The following is a 14720-nucleotide window of genomic DNA, read 5'->3' on the forward strand; positions in this document are numbered from 1 at the left end:
GCACGGGCGGCGGGGAGGCGTGCGGCACAATTGGCCGCATGACGCTGCTGCTGACCCTCGACGACGGTTCCGTGCAGCGCAAGCTCGCCGATGCGGTGGAGTTCGCGCGCGCGGCGGTGCTCGAAGAAACGCCCGAGGAGCAGATCGGCACCCACGTGGGTGTCACCCGCGAGGACGCGGTCACGGCGAGTCACCTGTTCGAGGCCCAGGTCCCGGGTTACCGAGGCTGGCGCTGGTCGGTGACGGTGGCCCTGGCGGGCGACGACGAGCCGGTGACGGTCAGCGAGGTCGTGCTGGTGCCGGGCCCGTCGGCGTTGATCGCCCCGGCGTGGGTGCCGTGGGAGCGCCGGGTGCGCGCGGGTGATCTCGGAGTCGGCGACATCTTCCCGACGGACGAGAACGACCCCCGCCTGGCCCCGGCGTACCTGCAGTCGGACGACCCGGCGGTGGAGGAGGTCTCGCGCGAAGCAGGGCTGGGCCGGGTACACGTGTTGTCCCGTTTCGGCCGCACGGACGCGGCGGCGAGGTGGCACGGCGGCGAGTTCGGCCCCCGCTCCGACATGGCGCGGAGTGCACCGGACGTGTGCGGGACGTGCGGGTTCTTCGTGCCGCTGGCGGGTTCGTTGCGCGGGGTGTTCGGGGTGTGCAGCAACGACATAGCCCCAGCGGACGGCCACGTGGTGGACGTGGAGTACGGCTGCGGAGCGCACTCGGAGGTAGAGGTCGAGGTGACGTCATCGGTCCCGGTGGCGGAGCTGGTGTACGACGATTCGTTGTTGGACTTCACGCCGGCACCATCGGAGGTAGCGGAGACGGCCGCAGCCGAGCCGGAGACGGCGATCGCGGAGTCGGACTTGTCGCCGGCAGAGGTGGAGCCGGAGATCGCGGCCGAGGTGGGCGCGGTTGCGGAGCCGGAAGCGGCCGAGGCGGATGCGGTTGCTCCGCCGGCTGCGCCCGAGGCGGCGGGCGTGGTCGATGGGCTGGCCGAGTCCGACGCGGCGCAGGCGGAAGCAGCCGGCGCGGTTGCGGCTGAGCGGGGCGCGGTCGCGGAGCCGGTCGCGGCCGGCGGTGAGTCGGCGGCGGCGGAAGCGGCTGGCGTGGTTGCGGAACCAGAAGCGGCCGAGGTGGCGGGCGCGGTCGACGGGCTGGCCAAGTCCGAGGCGGCGCAGGCGGAAGCGGCTGGTGCGGTTGCGGCTGAGCCGAACGCGAACGCGGGCGCGGTTGCGGCCGAGCCCGAGGCGGCTGGCGTGATTGCGGAGCCGGAAGCGGCCAAGGCGACGGGCGCGGCCATTGAGCCGACCGAGTCCGACGCGGCGCCGACGGAAGCGCCGGCGGTCGCCGAGGCCGAAGCGACCGGCGTGGCCGCCGAGCCGGCCGAGTCGGGCGCGGCGCAGGCGGAAGCGCCCGTTGTGGCCGAGGCCGGTGTGGTCGCCGAGGTGGCGCAGACCGATGTGGCGGAGGAGCCGGCCGAAGCCGGGTCGCCGCAGGCTGAGGTGGCGGCTTCCGCGGACGCAGCGCAGTCCGAGCAGGCCGAGGTAGCGACCGCCGAGCCGGTCGCGGCGCGGGAGGATGCGGTTGCCGAGCCGCAGGCAGCGGTGACGGAGCCCGCCGCCGAGACTGCTCCGCCGACGGAAGATGAGCCGGCTCAGACCGGCGCGGCTGCCCAGCCGGACGCGGCCGAGACTCCTGTTGCGACTGACGTTCCCGAGCCGGCCGAGGCGGAGCCCACGCAGGCTGAGGTGACCGATGCGGTTGCCGAGCCGGCAGCGGGTGAGGGTGCTGCGGGTGGTTCGGTGCAGGGTGTGGGCGAGCCGGTTGTGGCTGAGCCGACTCAGGTCGAGGTGACTGATGCGGTTGCCGAGCCGGCAGCGGGTGAGCCTGCGACGAGTGGTTCGGCGCAGGGTGAGGGCGAGCCAGTTGTCGCTGAGCCGACTCAGGCTGAGGTGACCGATGCGGTAGCTGAGTCCGCGGTCGAACCGACTCAGGCTGGGGTGGCCGAGCCGGCGGCTGGTGAGTCTCCGGTGGGTGAATCGGCCGTGGCTCAGGGCGACGTTGCGCCCGGTGAGACTGCCGAGCCCGAGGCTGGTGGTTCCTCGCTGGGTGAGCCGGGGCAGGATGAGGCCGCTGCGCGTCAAGCCGAGGCGGTTGATGAGCTTCCTGCCGCCGCCCTCACTGATGCCGTTGTCACCGGGGCCGATGCACCCCCTGCCGCTGATGTGCCCGCCGGCGAAGCCGATGAGGCTCAGGCTCGGATCGATACCCCCGATGAAGCCGCTCGTGATGAGCAGCGGGATCACTGAGGCCGACGGGGCCGCCGATCCCTTTGGCACCGCGCGGCTTCGGGACTCCACCCTGCGCTCCTGGCGGGACTCGCCCACTCGGCTCATCGAGGACACCAACGTCGAGCGGGATCTGCGCGTTGGGGCCTATCGGGATCGGCTCTTCGTCGAGCTTGCGCAGAACGCCGCCGATGCCGCCATGGTGCAAGGGACTCCCGGGAAGATCCGGGTGTCCCTTGTGGACCGGGAACTCCGGTTCGCCAACACCGGTGCGCCCCTTGACTCGCGGGGTGTTGCCTCCCTTGCTTCTCTTCGGGCCTCCGGGAAGACCGGGGACACTGTTGGCCGCTTCGGGGTTGGCTTTGCCGCTGTTCGGACCGTTTCCGATGCGCCGCGCGTTGTCTCGACCAGCGGGGGTGTCCTCTTCTCCGCTGATCGGACCCGTGATGCCGCTGGCATCCAGGGCGATGTTCCCGTTCTCCGGCTTCCCTGGCCGATCGACGATGACGTTCCCGACGGCTTTGACACCGAGGTTCGGCTCCCGCTCAGGGATGACGTTGCTGGGCGCGCCCTGCTCGACCAGCTTGTCGAAGACATTGCCGACCTTCTTCTTGCCCTTCCGTGGCTGGCTGAAGCCGATGTGGACGGTCGCGGTTGGACTCGTCAAAGCCACGGTGATGTTGTTGAGATTCGGGGTCCCGAAAGGGAAACTCGGTGGCTGACTCATCGTGGTGACGTCGTGTGGGCCGTTCCGGTTGACCAGCGCGGCCGTCCGAGGCCCCTCGAAGAAGACGTTCTTCACGCGCCCACCCCCACCGACGACGGACTTTCGCTGCCCGCACGTCTTCTCGCTTCCGTTCCGGTCGAACCGTCACGTCGTCGGGCGCTCCCTGGGACTGAGCTGACCGCGTCGCTCAAGGCCGCCGCTGCCGAGTACGTTCAACTGGTCAGGCTGTTGCCTGCTGAACAGCGATTCGCGCTCGTGCCGCCGCCTGGGTTCCCTAAGTCTACTGTGGACGCTCAACTTCGCGACGAAGTGATTGCCACTCTCAGCAAAGAATCGTGGCTGTCCACTCAGGACGGCCGGGACGTCGCGGGGAGGCAAGCGAAAGTCCTAGACGTCGATGTCAAAGGGCTGCCCGAGCTGATCGCCGACGTTGTTCCCGGGCTGATCAGAGGCGCCGCGCCCGCCAGTGTGCTGAAAGCCGTTGGCGTGCAAGTGACCAGCGTCGAAGAAGTGCTGGAAACGCTCACCGGCACCTCCCGGGAACCGAGCTGGTGGCACGACGTCTACGCGGCGCTCGCGAAGGCCGTCGAGTCCCACGCGCTCGCCAGTGAACGGCTGGATGGCCTGCCCGTCCCGTTGTCCGACGGCCGGACGCTGCCGGGCGCGCGCGGGTGCCTGCTTGTCGAGGGCTCGGCCGAACTGCTCGAACTGCTGTCCGATGTGGACATTCCAGGGCTGCGGCTGGTGCACCCCGCCGCGTCGCATCCGTTGCTGGAACGGCTCGGTGCCAAGCATGCCGACGCTCGTGAGCTGCTCAACGCCGATCAGCTCCGCGACGCCGTCGAGCGCAGTGTCGAAGACGTTCGGTCCGGATTGGACGGTACGACGCTCGCGGGCGCCGTCCTCCGGCTGGTCGCCGACTGCGGGGACGACGCCCCTCGCTGGGTCGGTGCCCTCGCTCTGCCCGCCACCGACACCTGGCGACGCGCCGACGAACTCGTGCTGCCGACGTCGCCGCTGCTGGACGTCTTCGACGAAGAAGTCTTCGAGGAGGACGGCGCTCTCGACGTCCTCGACGAGGACTTCGCCGAAGACTGGCCACAAAGCACACTCGAAGCCGCCGGTGTGCTCGACTCCTTTGCTCTCGTCGAAGACGACGAGCCGCATGAACCCGACCACGACCTGCCGGACGAAGAAGCCTGGTGGGACTCGCTGTCTGAGCCGCCGTCGACGCTCGTCGCCATCCGGGACCTCGACCTCGTCGGCGATGACGCCTGGCCGGCCGCGCTCAAGCTGCTCGCCGGGCGGCCTGAAACCTGGCACGCCTTGCGCGCACCGCAGGGTCACGCGCGCTGGTGGATCGCGCAGTACGCCGTGCTCGGCGGCCTCGCGCCCACCGAGTGGCGGCTGTCGGACGCCGATCTGGCGGGGCTCTACGACGTCGTTCCGGATCTCGGGCTGAGTGACGATCTGCTCAAGACGGCCGGGGTGCGGACCGACCTCACGCTGTCCAGTGTGGACGAAGCCGCCGACGTCCTGAAGCGCCTTGCGGATCCGGATCGGACGGTCTCACCCGGACTGACCACCCGCGCCTACGACGCCGTCGCCGAGTCCGGGTTCGAACCCGGGCCGCCGGATGCCGTGCGGGCCGCCGACGGGTCCGTTGTGGACGGTGCGCTGGTCCTCGACGTGCCGTGGGTCGCCGGGGCTCTGCCGCCCGACCAGTACGTCGTCGCGCCGGAAGACGCCGACCGCTTGTCCGCGCTGCTTGACCTCCCGCTCGCCAGCACGGAAGAAGCCGAGGTGACCAGCGAGGGCGAGTACGCGCCCTGGGCCGAACTGCCCGCGCTGAAGCTCGTCGCGGATCAGCTCGGCGTCCAGTTGCCGGAGGGCGGTGTTCTGGTGCACGACCCGCTCACCGTGCGGATCCAGGGCGCCGAGCACGACGTCCAGTGGTGGTCCGACGGCCGGCTGCACGCGGCCGACACCTCCGAGGGGCTGGCTCGCGCCTTCGCCTGGGCGGCCGATCGGTGGCCCGACCGGCACCTCATCACGGCGCTGCTCGACGACCCGTCACCGCGGACGCTGCTGGCTTAAAGCGCCTAGAGCCGCTGGGCCGACTTCGAGCCCCGGCGGGCGGCGGCGCGCTGCCAGCCGATGATCGCCAGGCCGACGAACCCGAGCACGAACCCGGACAGCGCGGTCTGCACCCACAGCCCCGAAGTCGTGAAGAAGAGCACCACCAGCGCGACAGCCCAGATCGAGGTGCCTACGATCACCACCGGCGTCAGGTCGGTCAGCTTCTTGGGCAGCTCCGGCGTGTGCCGCAACGAGCCCGTAACCTCCGGTGGATTGATCGGTTCACTCACGAGGTGCAGGGTACTCCGCAGCAGCGACAGAATGGGCAGGCCAATGGCGGAGCAGGAGACGACCCGCGCCGGGACGTCCACACTGGACCGGTTCTTCAAGATCACCGAACGGGGCTCGACCGTCCCGCGCGAGCTGCGCGGCGGCCTGGTCACCTTCGTCACGATGGCCTACATCGTGGTGCTGAACCCGCTGATCATCGGCAGCTTCTCGGCCGACGACTCGGGCGCGCACAAGGACCTCCTCGGCGGCATCCTGCCCGTGCCGCAGGTCGCCGCGGTGACGGCGCTCGTCGCCGGCGTCATGACCATCCTGATGGGCCTGGTCGCGAACTACCCCTTCGCCATCGCGACCGGCCTGGGCATCAACAGCCTGGTCGCGGTCACCATCGCCCCGCAGATGACCTGGCCCGAGGCGATGGGCCTGGTCGTCATCGAGGGCGTGATCATCGTCCTGCTGGTGCTCACCGGCTTCCGGACCGCGGTGTTCCGGGCCGTGCCGGCCGCGCTGAAGTCCGCGATCGCCGTCGGCATCGGTGTGTTCATCTGCCTGATCGGCCTGGTCGACGCCGGGTTCGTGCGGCGGCTGCCGGACGCCGCGCACACGACCGTCCCGGTGGGCCTGGGCATCAACGGCTCCATCGCCTCCTGGCCGACCGCGGTGTTCGTCGTCGGCCTGCTGGTCACCGGCGTCCTGGTCGTGCGCAAGGTCAAGGGCGCGATCCTGATCGGCGTGCTGGCGTCGACCGTGCTGGCCATCGTCGTCGAGGCGATCGTCAAGGCCGGGCCGTCGCAGGGCACGAACCCGAAGGGCTGGAACCTCGGCTACCCGGCGCTGCCGGACCAGGTCGTCGGCCTGCCGAACCTCTCGCTGGTGGGCGACGTCTCGTTCGGCGCCTGGACGCGGCTGCCGATCATCACCGTCTGCCTGCTGGTGTTCACGCTGGTCCTGGCGGACTTCTTCGACGCCATGGGCACCATGACCGGCCTCGCGAAGGAGGCCGACCTGCTGCCGAAGGACGGCCAGCTGCCCAACGTCGGCAAGGCGCTGTTCGTCGAGGGCCTCGCGGGCGCGGCCGGCGGGTTCGGCTCGGCCAGCTCGAACACGGTGTTCGTCGAGTCGGCGTCCGGTATCGCCGAGGGCGCGCGGACGGGCCTGGCGAACGTCGTCACCGGCGTGCTGTTCATCGCCGCGATGTTCCTGACGCCGCTCTACCAGGTGGTGCCGGTCGAGGCGGCCGCGCCGGCGCTGGTCGTGGTCGGCGCGATGCTGATGTCGCAGGTCCGCGACATCGACTTCACCGACTACTCGATCGCGCTGCCCGCGTTCCTGACGATCGTCGTCATGCCGTTCACCTACTCGATCGCCAACGGCATCGGCGCCGGCTTCGTCAGCTACGTCGTGATCCGCGCCGCCACCGGCAAGGCCCGCCAGGTGCACCCGCTGATGTGGGTGATCGCGCTGGCCTTCGTCGCCTACTTCGCCGTCGGTCCGCTGCAGGCGGCGTTCCGCTGATCAGCCGGCGGCCTCGACCTGGAGAGCCTGGGTGAGGACGGGCAGGTTCGCCTCGAAGGCGGGCTGCGGGGCGTCGTAGCGGATGGTGATCAGCACATCGCCGGTTCCGACGCCGATCTCGCGGACCTGCCGGGTGGCGCCCTGCTTCCGGTAGGTGAAGTCCCACTCACCGGCGTCGCTCGACGCGACCGGCTCGTGCTCGGCGATCGACGTCAGCCGGTAGCCGGGATCCTGGTTCGCCTTGGCCAGCGCCCGCAGGCCGCTCACCGGGTCCTCCTGGTCGAGCGGCACGCGGTCGGTCTCGAGGACCACCCCGCTGGCCGAGTCGAGGTAGGTGGCGCGGTCGCCGACGTGGTCCGACGGCCAGGGCGGCACCGGGATCGCGAAGTTCCAGCCGCGCCCGTCGGCGACGTCGGGGAAGGTGTAGACCTCCTGGTGCGCGACCTGGGTGCTCGGCGCCGGCGATGGTGGCGGTGGTGCCGCTGCCGGTGCGTCGTCACCGCCGCTCAGGAACTGCGCCGCCACGATCGCGAGGACCGCCGCGCCGATCACGGCCGAGCCCACCAGCTTCTTGTTCATCCGACCCCCAGGTCTCGTCCTGGGGGAGACGCTCGAGCCGCGGTGGGGTTGCGGTGGAGATCACCCGTTCGCCCGAAGTTTCGTAAGGTATGCTAACTATATGTCCGGCGACACGCACGAACGCTCCTTGGCGAGCCGTCTGCGTCTCGCGGTGGTCCGGCTCAACCGCCGGCTGCGGGCACAGCGCGTCGGGGACGACCTCACGCTGACTCAGGTCGCCGCGCTGTCCACCTTGCACAAGTGCGGTGCGCTGACCCCGGGTCAGCTCGCCGCGAAGGAAGGCGTCCAGCCGCCCTCGATGACGAGGGTGATCGCCGCGCTCGAGGAGATGAAGTTCGTCGAGCGGCGCCCGCACCCGACCGATGGCAGGCAAGCCATCGTCGAGCTGTCCGAGAGCGGACGGGCCTACGTGCAGAAGGCCATCTCCGTGCGGGAGGCGTGGCTGGACCGGCAATTGGCTGACCTCGGCGACGAAGAGCGCGAAGTGCTCTCGAAAGCCGCCGAAATCATAGACAGGATGGCGGGGAACTAACCACGGTGACGGCCACGGGTAGCGAGACGAAGCGTTCCATCGAAACCACTGCTACCCGGGACACGGCCCCACCGCCGTCCGCTTCACCACCGTCTTCACCACCGTCGCCCGCCAAACGCGGCAGCATGTTCGCCTCGCTGCGCGTGCGCAACTACCGGCTGTTCTTCACCGGCCAGGTCATCTCGAACATCGGCACCTGGATGCAGCGCATCGCCCAGGACTGGCTGGTGTTCACCCTCAGCGGCAACAACCCGATCGCCCTCGGCATCGCCGTCGCGCTGCAGTTCGCGCCGACGCTGTTCCTCTCGCTGTGGGCCGGCGTCCTCGCCGACCGCGTCGACAAGCGGCGGCTGCTCACCTGGATCCAGGTGGCGGCGTGTTCGCAGGCCGTGGTGCTCGGCGTCCTCGACATCACCGGGCTCGTGGCGCTGTGGCAGGTCTACGTCCTGTGCTTCACGCTCGGCATCACCGCGTCGCTCGAAGTGCCGACGCGGCAGTCGTTCGTCGCCGAAATGGTCGGCCGGGACCAGATCGCGAACGCCGTCGCGCTCAACTCGTCGATCTTCAACATGGCGCGGATCGTCGGGCCGGCGATCGCCGGGTTCGCGATCACGTGGATCGGCACCGGCTGGCTGTTCATCGCGAACGCGCTGAGCACGGTCGCGGTGATCACCGGGCTGGTCCTGATGAACCCGGACAAGCTCTTCCGCGTCGCGGCGGTGCCGCGCGAGAAGGGCCAGCTCGCCGAGGGGCTGCGGTACGTCCGGCGGCGCTCGGACCTGATGACGGTGATGGTGCTCGTGCTGTTCGTCAGCACGTTCGGCATCACCTACTTCAGCTCGCTGCCGATCGTCGCGGCGAACGTCTTCCACACGGCCGCGGACGGCTACGGCCTCCTTTCCACGCTGGTCGCGGTCGGCACGTTCACCGGCGCGATCATGTCGGCCCGCCGCGGCACGAAGGGCCGGCCGCGGGTGCGGCTGATGCTGGTGTCCGCGTTCTTCCTCGGCGTGTTCGAGCTGATCACGGCGTTCATGCCGACGTACCTGACGTTCGGCCTCGGCCTGATCCCGCTCGGCTTCGCCACGATGACGTTCCTCAACACGGCGAACGCGCTGGTCCAGACGTCGGTCAGCCCCGAGATGCGCGGTCGCGTGATGGGGCTGTACGTGCTGGTGCTCATCGGCGGCAACCCGATCGGCGGGCCGATGGTGGGGTGGATGGCCCAGGCGTTCGGCGGGCGGTCTCCCTTCTACATCGGTGGAGCGGTTTCGGCGGTGGCCGCGGTCGTGTGCGCGGTGGTGCTGATCCGGCGGGGTGGCGTTTCGTGGCCGGTCCAGCGCGGGTTCGGGCTGCGGGTGCTCAAGCGGACGAAGGTTTAGCGGCCCAGTAGTGGCGGCACCGCCTTCCCGGCGAGCCGCTGCAGTTCGCCGGCCGCCGCCTGGGTGCCGGCGACGCGGGTGGTCTCGACGCTCCGGAGCGAGGTGTCGATGAGCCGGATCTCCAAGCCGGCACCGGGTGTCCGCTCGTGAGCGGGCCGGCCGGCGGCCGTGGTGCCGAAAGCGTGGGTGCTCTCGGGGCGGTGGACGAGCTTGGTCGACGTGTCGCCTTGGCTGATCTCGCACGAGCCGAAGGAGTCGGGCTTCACTTGGCCCAGCGGGGACGTTCGGCACCGCGTTGCACGGCACCTGGCCGGCGGTGAACGCCGGCAGGGCCAGCCCGCCGGCCGGCATGAAGACCACCGTCAGCGCGACGGCGATCAGCACGGTGCGGTCCTGGTACATCCCCCTCATGTTCACGGCGTAACCGTATCGGCACGCACCGACAAAAAATGGCGGTCCGGGACCCCGCTGTCACTCGAAAGGGTGAGATCGGGGTCTCCTCGTGAGACCTCTTGCCGGGAGAGATGAGGTTAGGCTAACCTCATACACGTCCGCTTCGTGGTGGGAGCGGCAGTCAGTTCGGGAACGGACGGAGCCCCGGCCCTGGGAACCCCAGGCCGGGGCTTCGTTCACTTCACGGCAGTGTCGGGCTGAGTTCGCCGCTCGTCAAGGGACTCTCACCCGGTGGCGTGGGCAGCCGGCTCAGCGCCAGGCCGAAGTAGACGCGGTACGCCAGCCGGATCGCCGCTTCGGAAGCCAGGACGACCTCGTGCCGGACGCCGTCGACCGTCTCGATCAGGCGGTCGCCCGAGAGCGTCACGCGGCCCTGGGACGTCGGGCGCGAGCACGTCAGCGACTTCGTGAAGTGCGACGACGGGGACGTCGCCTGCCACCAGGCCATCGGGACGAAGTCCGAGAGCGGCCGTGGACGGCGTTCCAGGCGGTACTGCGGCTTGCCGTCCTGCAGGACGTCGATGTCGCCGAGAGGCGCGTCCAGCACGAGGAACTCGCCGTCCGGATCGGACTGCGCGTCCACGCCGGCCAGGCGCAGCGGGTGCCGGGAGAAGCGGCCGAAGCCGACGTCGACCAGCCAGTCCTCGTCCAGGGAAACCACGATCGCCGCGTGGTCCAGCGGCGGGCCGAGCGTGCCGTCCGGACGGAACACCTGGGCCGCGTGCAGCGAAACGTCGTACCCCAGCGAACGCAGCAGCGCCGCGAAGAGGCCGTTGAGCTCGTAGCAGAAACCGCCCCGCCGGCGGCGCACGATCTTGCCGAACAACGCGTCTTCGGTCAGCTCGATCGGCTCGCCCAAGTGGATGCTCAGGTTCTCGAACGGCACCGCGGCCAGGTGCCGTTCCTGCAGGTGGCGCAGCGTCGCGAGGTCCGGTGCCGCCGGCCACGCGACGCCGAGGCGGTCCAGATACGCGTCGACGTCCATGGGACAACTCAAACACCTCGACCGCACTCGAGGTCAAGCGAATTCAGCCGACGACGAAAACGGGGCCCTCCCGCGAAGGAGGACCCCGTCAGCGCGAAGAAGCTCAGCCGAGCAGCAGGCCGTTGCCGCCGGCGACGGCGTTGTCGAAGCGCTTGGAGATCTCGGCCCAGTTGAAGATGTTCCACAGAGCCTTGACGTAGTCCGGCTTCACGTTCTTGTAGTCCAGGTAGAACGCGTGCTCCCAGACGTCGACCAGCAGGATCGGCACGGTCGGCAGGATCAGGTTGTTGTGGTGGTCGCGCAGCTGCTGGGTGATCAGCGTCTTGCCGATCGGGTCCCAGGAGAGCGCGCCCCAGCCGTTGCCCTGGATCGTGGTCGAGACGGCGGTGAACTGCGCCTTGAACTTGTCGAAGGAGCCGAACGCCTCGTCGATCGCCGCGGCCAGCTCGCCGGTCGGCTTGTCGCCACCCTCGGGCGACAGGATCTTCCACCACACGACGTGGTTGGCGTGGCCGGCCAGGTTGAAGGCCAGCGTGGTCTCCAGGCCGACGATCGAGCCGAAGTCGTTCGCTTCGCGGGCGGCTTCGAGCTTGTCGAGCGTGTCGTTCGCGCCCTTGACGTAGGTCGCGTGGTGCTTGCTGTGGTGCAGCTCGTTGATCTCGCCGGAGATGTGCGGCGCGAGGGCGCTGTAGTCGTAGTCGAGATCGGGGAGCTCGTAGCGGGCCATTGGCCCTCCTTCTGTCTTCGACACAAGATTCCGGTATCGAACCTAGTAGCACACGCCCCTCCGCGGCGAGCGGGGGCATGTCGTGATCACCGCCTGGGATGACCGGCTCGTGGGTGGCGTACCCGAGGGTCCGCCGCCCGAAACCGAGCCTGCTACCTGGACTTAACTGGAGGTCAACGAGCTGTGAGATCACGCACGGAAGTCGTCGAGCCGCGAAGCCAGCTCCTCGAAGACGGCGACGTTGCACTCGAACGCCACCAGCGTTTCGTCGATGACCCGCGCGCGCTCGGCTTCGTCCCACGGCGCGTTGTCCAGCTTCGCCCGATAAGCGTCGCGGAACCGGGGAGCGCTGCCGATGCCGTCGAAGTGGTAGAAGAGCGTGCCCGCGTCGGCGACGTCGTACTGGCGCTCCAGCAGCCGCCGGATGGCCTGGCCGCCGGCGATGTCGCCGAGGTAGCGCGTGTAGTGGTGCGCCACGTACCCGCCCGCCCACGACGACGCTTCCTCGACCCGCGCGACGTAAGCCTGCGTGGAAGCGAGCGGCGTGATCGTCGAGCGCCAGTCCGGGCCGACCAGGTGGGCCAGGTCGCGCTCCAGGTTCGGCAGCCGGCGCAGCTCGTCGAAGACGAACTCGCCGCCGACCGGGTCGCCCGCCATGCGGTCGCTCGCCGCTTCGATGGCGCCGTAGACGAAGTAGTACTGGACGGCCAGCTGGGTGTAGCCCTCCTGCGTCAGCTCGCCGCCGAGCAGGGCACGCATGTACGTCGAGTAGTTCGCCTTCTCGTGCACCTCGAGCGTCGACGCGCGCAGGGTCGCCGAGAACGGGCGAGCGTCCGTGGTCACCGTCATGGGGCAGCCTCCCGGCGATCGATCTGACACGCTGTCAGAAAGATCGTAGGGCACAATCGCGGCTTAGGCTACCCTAAACCGCCGCTCCGACCGCTCTCAAGACGAATCGGACGGCGGCTTCGACGACGTCGTCCAGCTGCTCGGGCGGTCCGTCGACGAGCGTCCGGTTGCCGAGCGCCGCGGTGATCATCGGGATCAGGACGTCCGGGTCCTCGGCGGGCCAGCGCCCGAGGTCGACGCCGCCGGCCAGGATCGCGCGCAGCCGGTCGGTGATCGGGTCGGCGTGCGCGCTGATCCGGCGGTAGGCCGCGGGTGCCAGCGCCGACGCGAGCGCCGTGCCCGGCGGCATGTGGTACTCGGCCAGCACGCGCAGCTGCAGCCGGACGAACGTCGCCAGCTGGTCGATCGGGTCGGCCCGCGCTTCGACGGCTTCGGTCAGGCGCGTGACGTACCGCGCCGCCTCGTCCTCGACGAAGGCGACGAGCAGGCTTTCCTTGTCGGGGAAGTGGTTGTAGAGCGCGGTCCGGCCCACCCCGGCCGCCGAGGCGACGCCGGCGAGCGTGATCGCGTCGAAACCGCGTTCGTAGAGCTGGGCGCGCAGGACTTCGAAGACCCGCGTGCGGACTTCGCGCCGGTGCGCCTCCAGCGACTCACCGAGAATCTTCGGCATCGGCTCAGGCTATCGCTCAATCACCGAGCTGCCAGGTGTGCACCGGCTCGCCGGACTCCGACAGCTCCAGGTACCGCCCGAGCATGCGGTTCAGCGCCTCTTCCCGGTCGAGACCGCGTTCCTGCGCGCGCAGGACGTAGTCACGCTGCCAGGTCGCGCCCGTCCGCCGCGCGAGGCACCGCCGCTCGATGATCCCGAGGTAGCGCTCGCGGGCTTCGTCGGAGACGTCGGAGCGGCGCAGGCCCTCGTGGGCGAGCGGGAGCAGCACGCGCAGCGCCAGCTCGTCCGGCGGGATCCAGCCGATGCCCGGCCAGTACAACTGCGCCTCGAACCCGCGGCGGGCGCCTGCGTAGAGGTTCTCCTCCGCCGCCTGGAAGGACATCTGGCTCCACACCGGGCGTTCCGCCTCGGCGAGCGCGCGCTGGGCGCCGTAGAAGAACGCCGCGTTCGCGACCGTGTCGACGACCGTCGGCCCGGCGGGCAGCACGCGGTTCTCCACGCGCAGGTGCGGCAGGCCGTCCACGACGTCGTACACCGGGCGGTTCCAGCGCCAGATCGTCCCGTTGTGCATGCGCAGCTCGGTCAGCTTCGGCGCCTGGCCCGCGTCGAGCGCCTCGATCGGGTCCTCGGTGTCGGTTTCCGGGAGCAGGCCGGGGAAGTAGCGGACGTTCTCCTCGAACAGGTCGAAGATGGACGTGATCCAGCGCTCGCCGAACCAGACGCGCGGCCGCACGCCCTGGTTCTTGAGCTCTTCGGGCCGGGTGTCGGTCGCCTGCAGGAACAGCGGAATGCGCGTCTCGTGCCAGAGCGCCTTCCCCAGCAGGAACGGCGAGTTCGTCGCGAGCGCGATCTGCGCTCCGGCCAGGCACTGCGCCGCGTTCCAGTGCGCCGCGAACTCCTCGGGCGCGACCTGCAGGTGCAGCTGCACGCTGGTGCACGCGGCCTCCGGCAGGATCGACTCCGCGTAGCTGCGCAAGCGTTCGGACTGCTGCCTCGGCAGCGCGGCGCCTTCCATCGCGAGCACCGTGCGTTCGCCGCGCGCGGCGAAGATCTGGTCGTTCAGCGTGGCGTAGCGGGCCTTGTTGGTGAGCCACTTCTGGTCGAAGTGCTCGTGCTTCAACGTCGGCAGGATGCCGATCATGGCCAGCTGCGACCCGGTGTCGCGCGCCTTCGACGCCGCCGTCGCGAGGTACGCGCGGAGGTCGTCTTCGAGCTGGAGAGCGGAATCGCCGGCCAGCGGCCGCGGCGGCACGTTCAGCTCGATGTTGTGCTGGCCCAGCTCGGTGGTGAACGACGGGTCGTCCAGCGCGTCCAGCACGGCGGTGTTCGTCATCGACGGGCGCAGCTCGCGGTCCACCAGGTTGAGCTCGACCTCGAGGCCGATGTTCTTGCGGGGGAACGAAAAGCTGCCGTCGGTCAGCATGCGGGCCAACGTGTCGAGACAACGCTGCACCTTGCGGCGGTACCTCCCGCGGTCCAGCGTGTTCGGTTGAGCCGCGAGGTCCATCCCCATGACCATCCCTGCTTTGCGTCGGCGTGGAACTAGGACGTGTTTCAGGCCCCGGCGGACAACCGTTTCACAGGCGATGCAGCCGGGCTAGCGGCCAAACTGGTGCTCTCCGTCACGACGAGTTAACTGACAGCAAAATCCCCCC

At 69.8% G+C, this 14720-nt stretch carries 13 protein-coding genes; 5 read left to right on the plus strand and 8 right to left on the minus strand.

The genetic code is table 11. The annotated features are described in order from the left end of the window. The first annotated feature begins 38 nt into the window (after window positions 1-38). Both ACIQWX_RS10340 and ACIQWX_RS10345 read left to right on the plus strand, forming a co-directional pair. The gene (locus ACIQWX_RS10340; RefSeq protein WP_400867950.1) at window positions 39-2300 is read left to right on the plus strand and encodes a DUF3027 domain-containing protein; all 2262 of its coding nucleotides are present in this window, start codon (window positions 39-41) and stop codon (window positions 2298-2300) included. Continuing rightward, window positions 2266-5103 carry a sacsin N-terminal ATP-binding-like domain-containing protein gene (locus ACIQWX_RS10345; RefSeq protein WP_400867952.1) on the plus strand — a complete coding sequence of 946 codons (2838 nt, stop codon included), beginning with the start codon at window positions 2266-2268 and terminating at the stop codon, window positions 5101-5103. Before ACIQWX_RS10340 ends, ACIQWX_RS10345 begins: the two co-directional genes overlap by 35 nt. 5 nt (window positions 5104-5108) lie before the next feature. On the opposite strand, the gene ACIQWX_RS10350 is transcribed toward ACIQWX_RS10345, so the two are convergent. Next, window positions 5109-5336, minus strand: a complete 228-nt coding sequence (locus tag ACIQWX_RS10350) for a DUF2530 domain-containing protein (RefSeq protein WP_086675179.1) — start codon at window positions 5334-5336, stop codon at window positions 5109-5111. A gap of 82 nt (window positions 5337-5418) precedes the next feature. On the opposite strand from ACIQWX_RS10350, the gene ACIQWX_RS10355 reads away from it, so the two are divergent. After that, complete coding sequence (locus ACIQWX_RS10355) at window positions 5419-6888, plus strand: NCS2 family permease (protein ID WP_400869503.1); 1470 nt, start codon at window positions 5419-5421, stop codon at window positions 6886-6888. On the opposite strand, the gene ACIQWX_RS10360 is transcribed toward ACIQWX_RS10355, so the two are convergent. Continuing rightward, window positions 6889-7467 (minus strand): hypothetical protein, encoded by a 579-nt coding sequence (locus tag ACIQWX_RS10360; RefSeq protein ID WP_400867954.1) that lies wholly within the window; start codon window positions 7465-7467, stop codon window positions 6889-6891. A 100-nt stretch (window positions 7468-7567) separates the two neighbouring features. Here ACIQWX_RS10360 and ACIQWX_RS10365 point away from each other — a divergent pair, with 100 nt between their 5' ends. Together ACIQWX_RS10365 and ACIQWX_RS10370 are read left to right on the plus strand one after the other, a co-directional pair. Beyond that, complete coding sequence (locus ACIQWX_RS10365) at window positions 7568-7999, plus strand: MarR family winged helix-turn-helix transcriptional regulator (protein WP_400867956.1); 432 nt, start codon at window positions 7568-7570, stop codon at window positions 7997-7999. A gap of 125 nt (window positions 8000-8124) precedes the next feature. Continuing rightward, entirely contained in the window at window positions 8125-9381 is a 1257-nt protein-coding gene (locus ACIQWX_RS10370) for an MFS transporter (RefSeq protein ID WP_400867958.1), read from the plus strand. On the opposite strand, the gene ACIQWX_RS10375 is transcribed toward ACIQWX_RS10370, so the two are convergent. The 6 genes from ACIQWX_RS10375 to ACIQWX_RS10400 form a co-directional block, all read right to left on the minus strand. Continuing rightward, on the minus strand, window positions 9378-9647 hold the full coding sequence (locus ACIQWX_RS10375) for a hypothetical protein (RefSeq protein WP_400867960.1): 270 nt from the start codon (window positions 9645-9647) through the stop codon (window positions 9378-9380). The two genes, ACIQWX_RS10370 and ACIQWX_RS10375, sit on opposite strands and share 4 nt — an antisense overlap. 368 nt (window positions 9648-10015) lie before the next feature. Beyond that, on the minus strand, window positions 10016-10819 hold the full coding sequence (locus ACIQWX_RS10380) for an arylamine N-acetyltransferase (protein ID WP_400867962.1): 804 nt from the start codon (window positions 10817-10819) through the stop codon (window positions 10016-10018). 103 nt (window positions 10820-10922) lie between these two features. Continuing rightward, window positions 10923-11546 carry a superoxide dismutase gene (locus tag ACIQWX_RS10385; protein WP_086675172.1) on the minus strand — a complete coding sequence of 208 codons (624 nt, stop codon included), beginning with the start codon at window positions 11544-11546 and terminating at the stop codon, window positions 10923-10925. A gap of 189 nt (window positions 11547-11735) precedes the next feature. Next, on the minus strand, window positions 11736-12395 hold the full coding sequence (locus ACIQWX_RS10390; protein ID WP_400867964.1) for a heme oxygenase (biliverdin-producing): 660 nt from the start codon (window positions 12393-12395) through the stop codon (window positions 11736-11738). A gap of 73 nt (window positions 12396-12468) precedes the next feature. Further along, window positions 12469-13065 (minus strand): TetR/AcrR family transcriptional regulator, encoded by a 597-nt coding sequence (locus ACIQWX_RS10395; protein WP_400867966.1) that lies wholly within the window; start codon window positions 13063-13065, stop codon window positions 12469-12471. A 16-nt stretch (window positions 13066-13081) separates the two neighbouring features. Continuing rightward, window positions 13082-14578: a glutamate--cysteine ligase gene (locus ACIQWX_RS10400; RefSeq protein ID WP_400867968.1), complete on the minus strand. Its 1497-nt coding sequence runs from the start codon at window positions 14576-14578 to the stop codon at window positions 13082-13084. Window positions 14579-14720: the final 142 nt, after the last annotated feature.

This window comes from Amycolatopsis sp. NPDC098790, assembly GCF_044759945.1.
In the GTDB taxonomy this organism is placed as follows: domain Bacteria; phylum Actinomycetota; class Actinomycetes; order Mycobacteriales; family Pseudonocardiaceae; genus Amycolatopsis.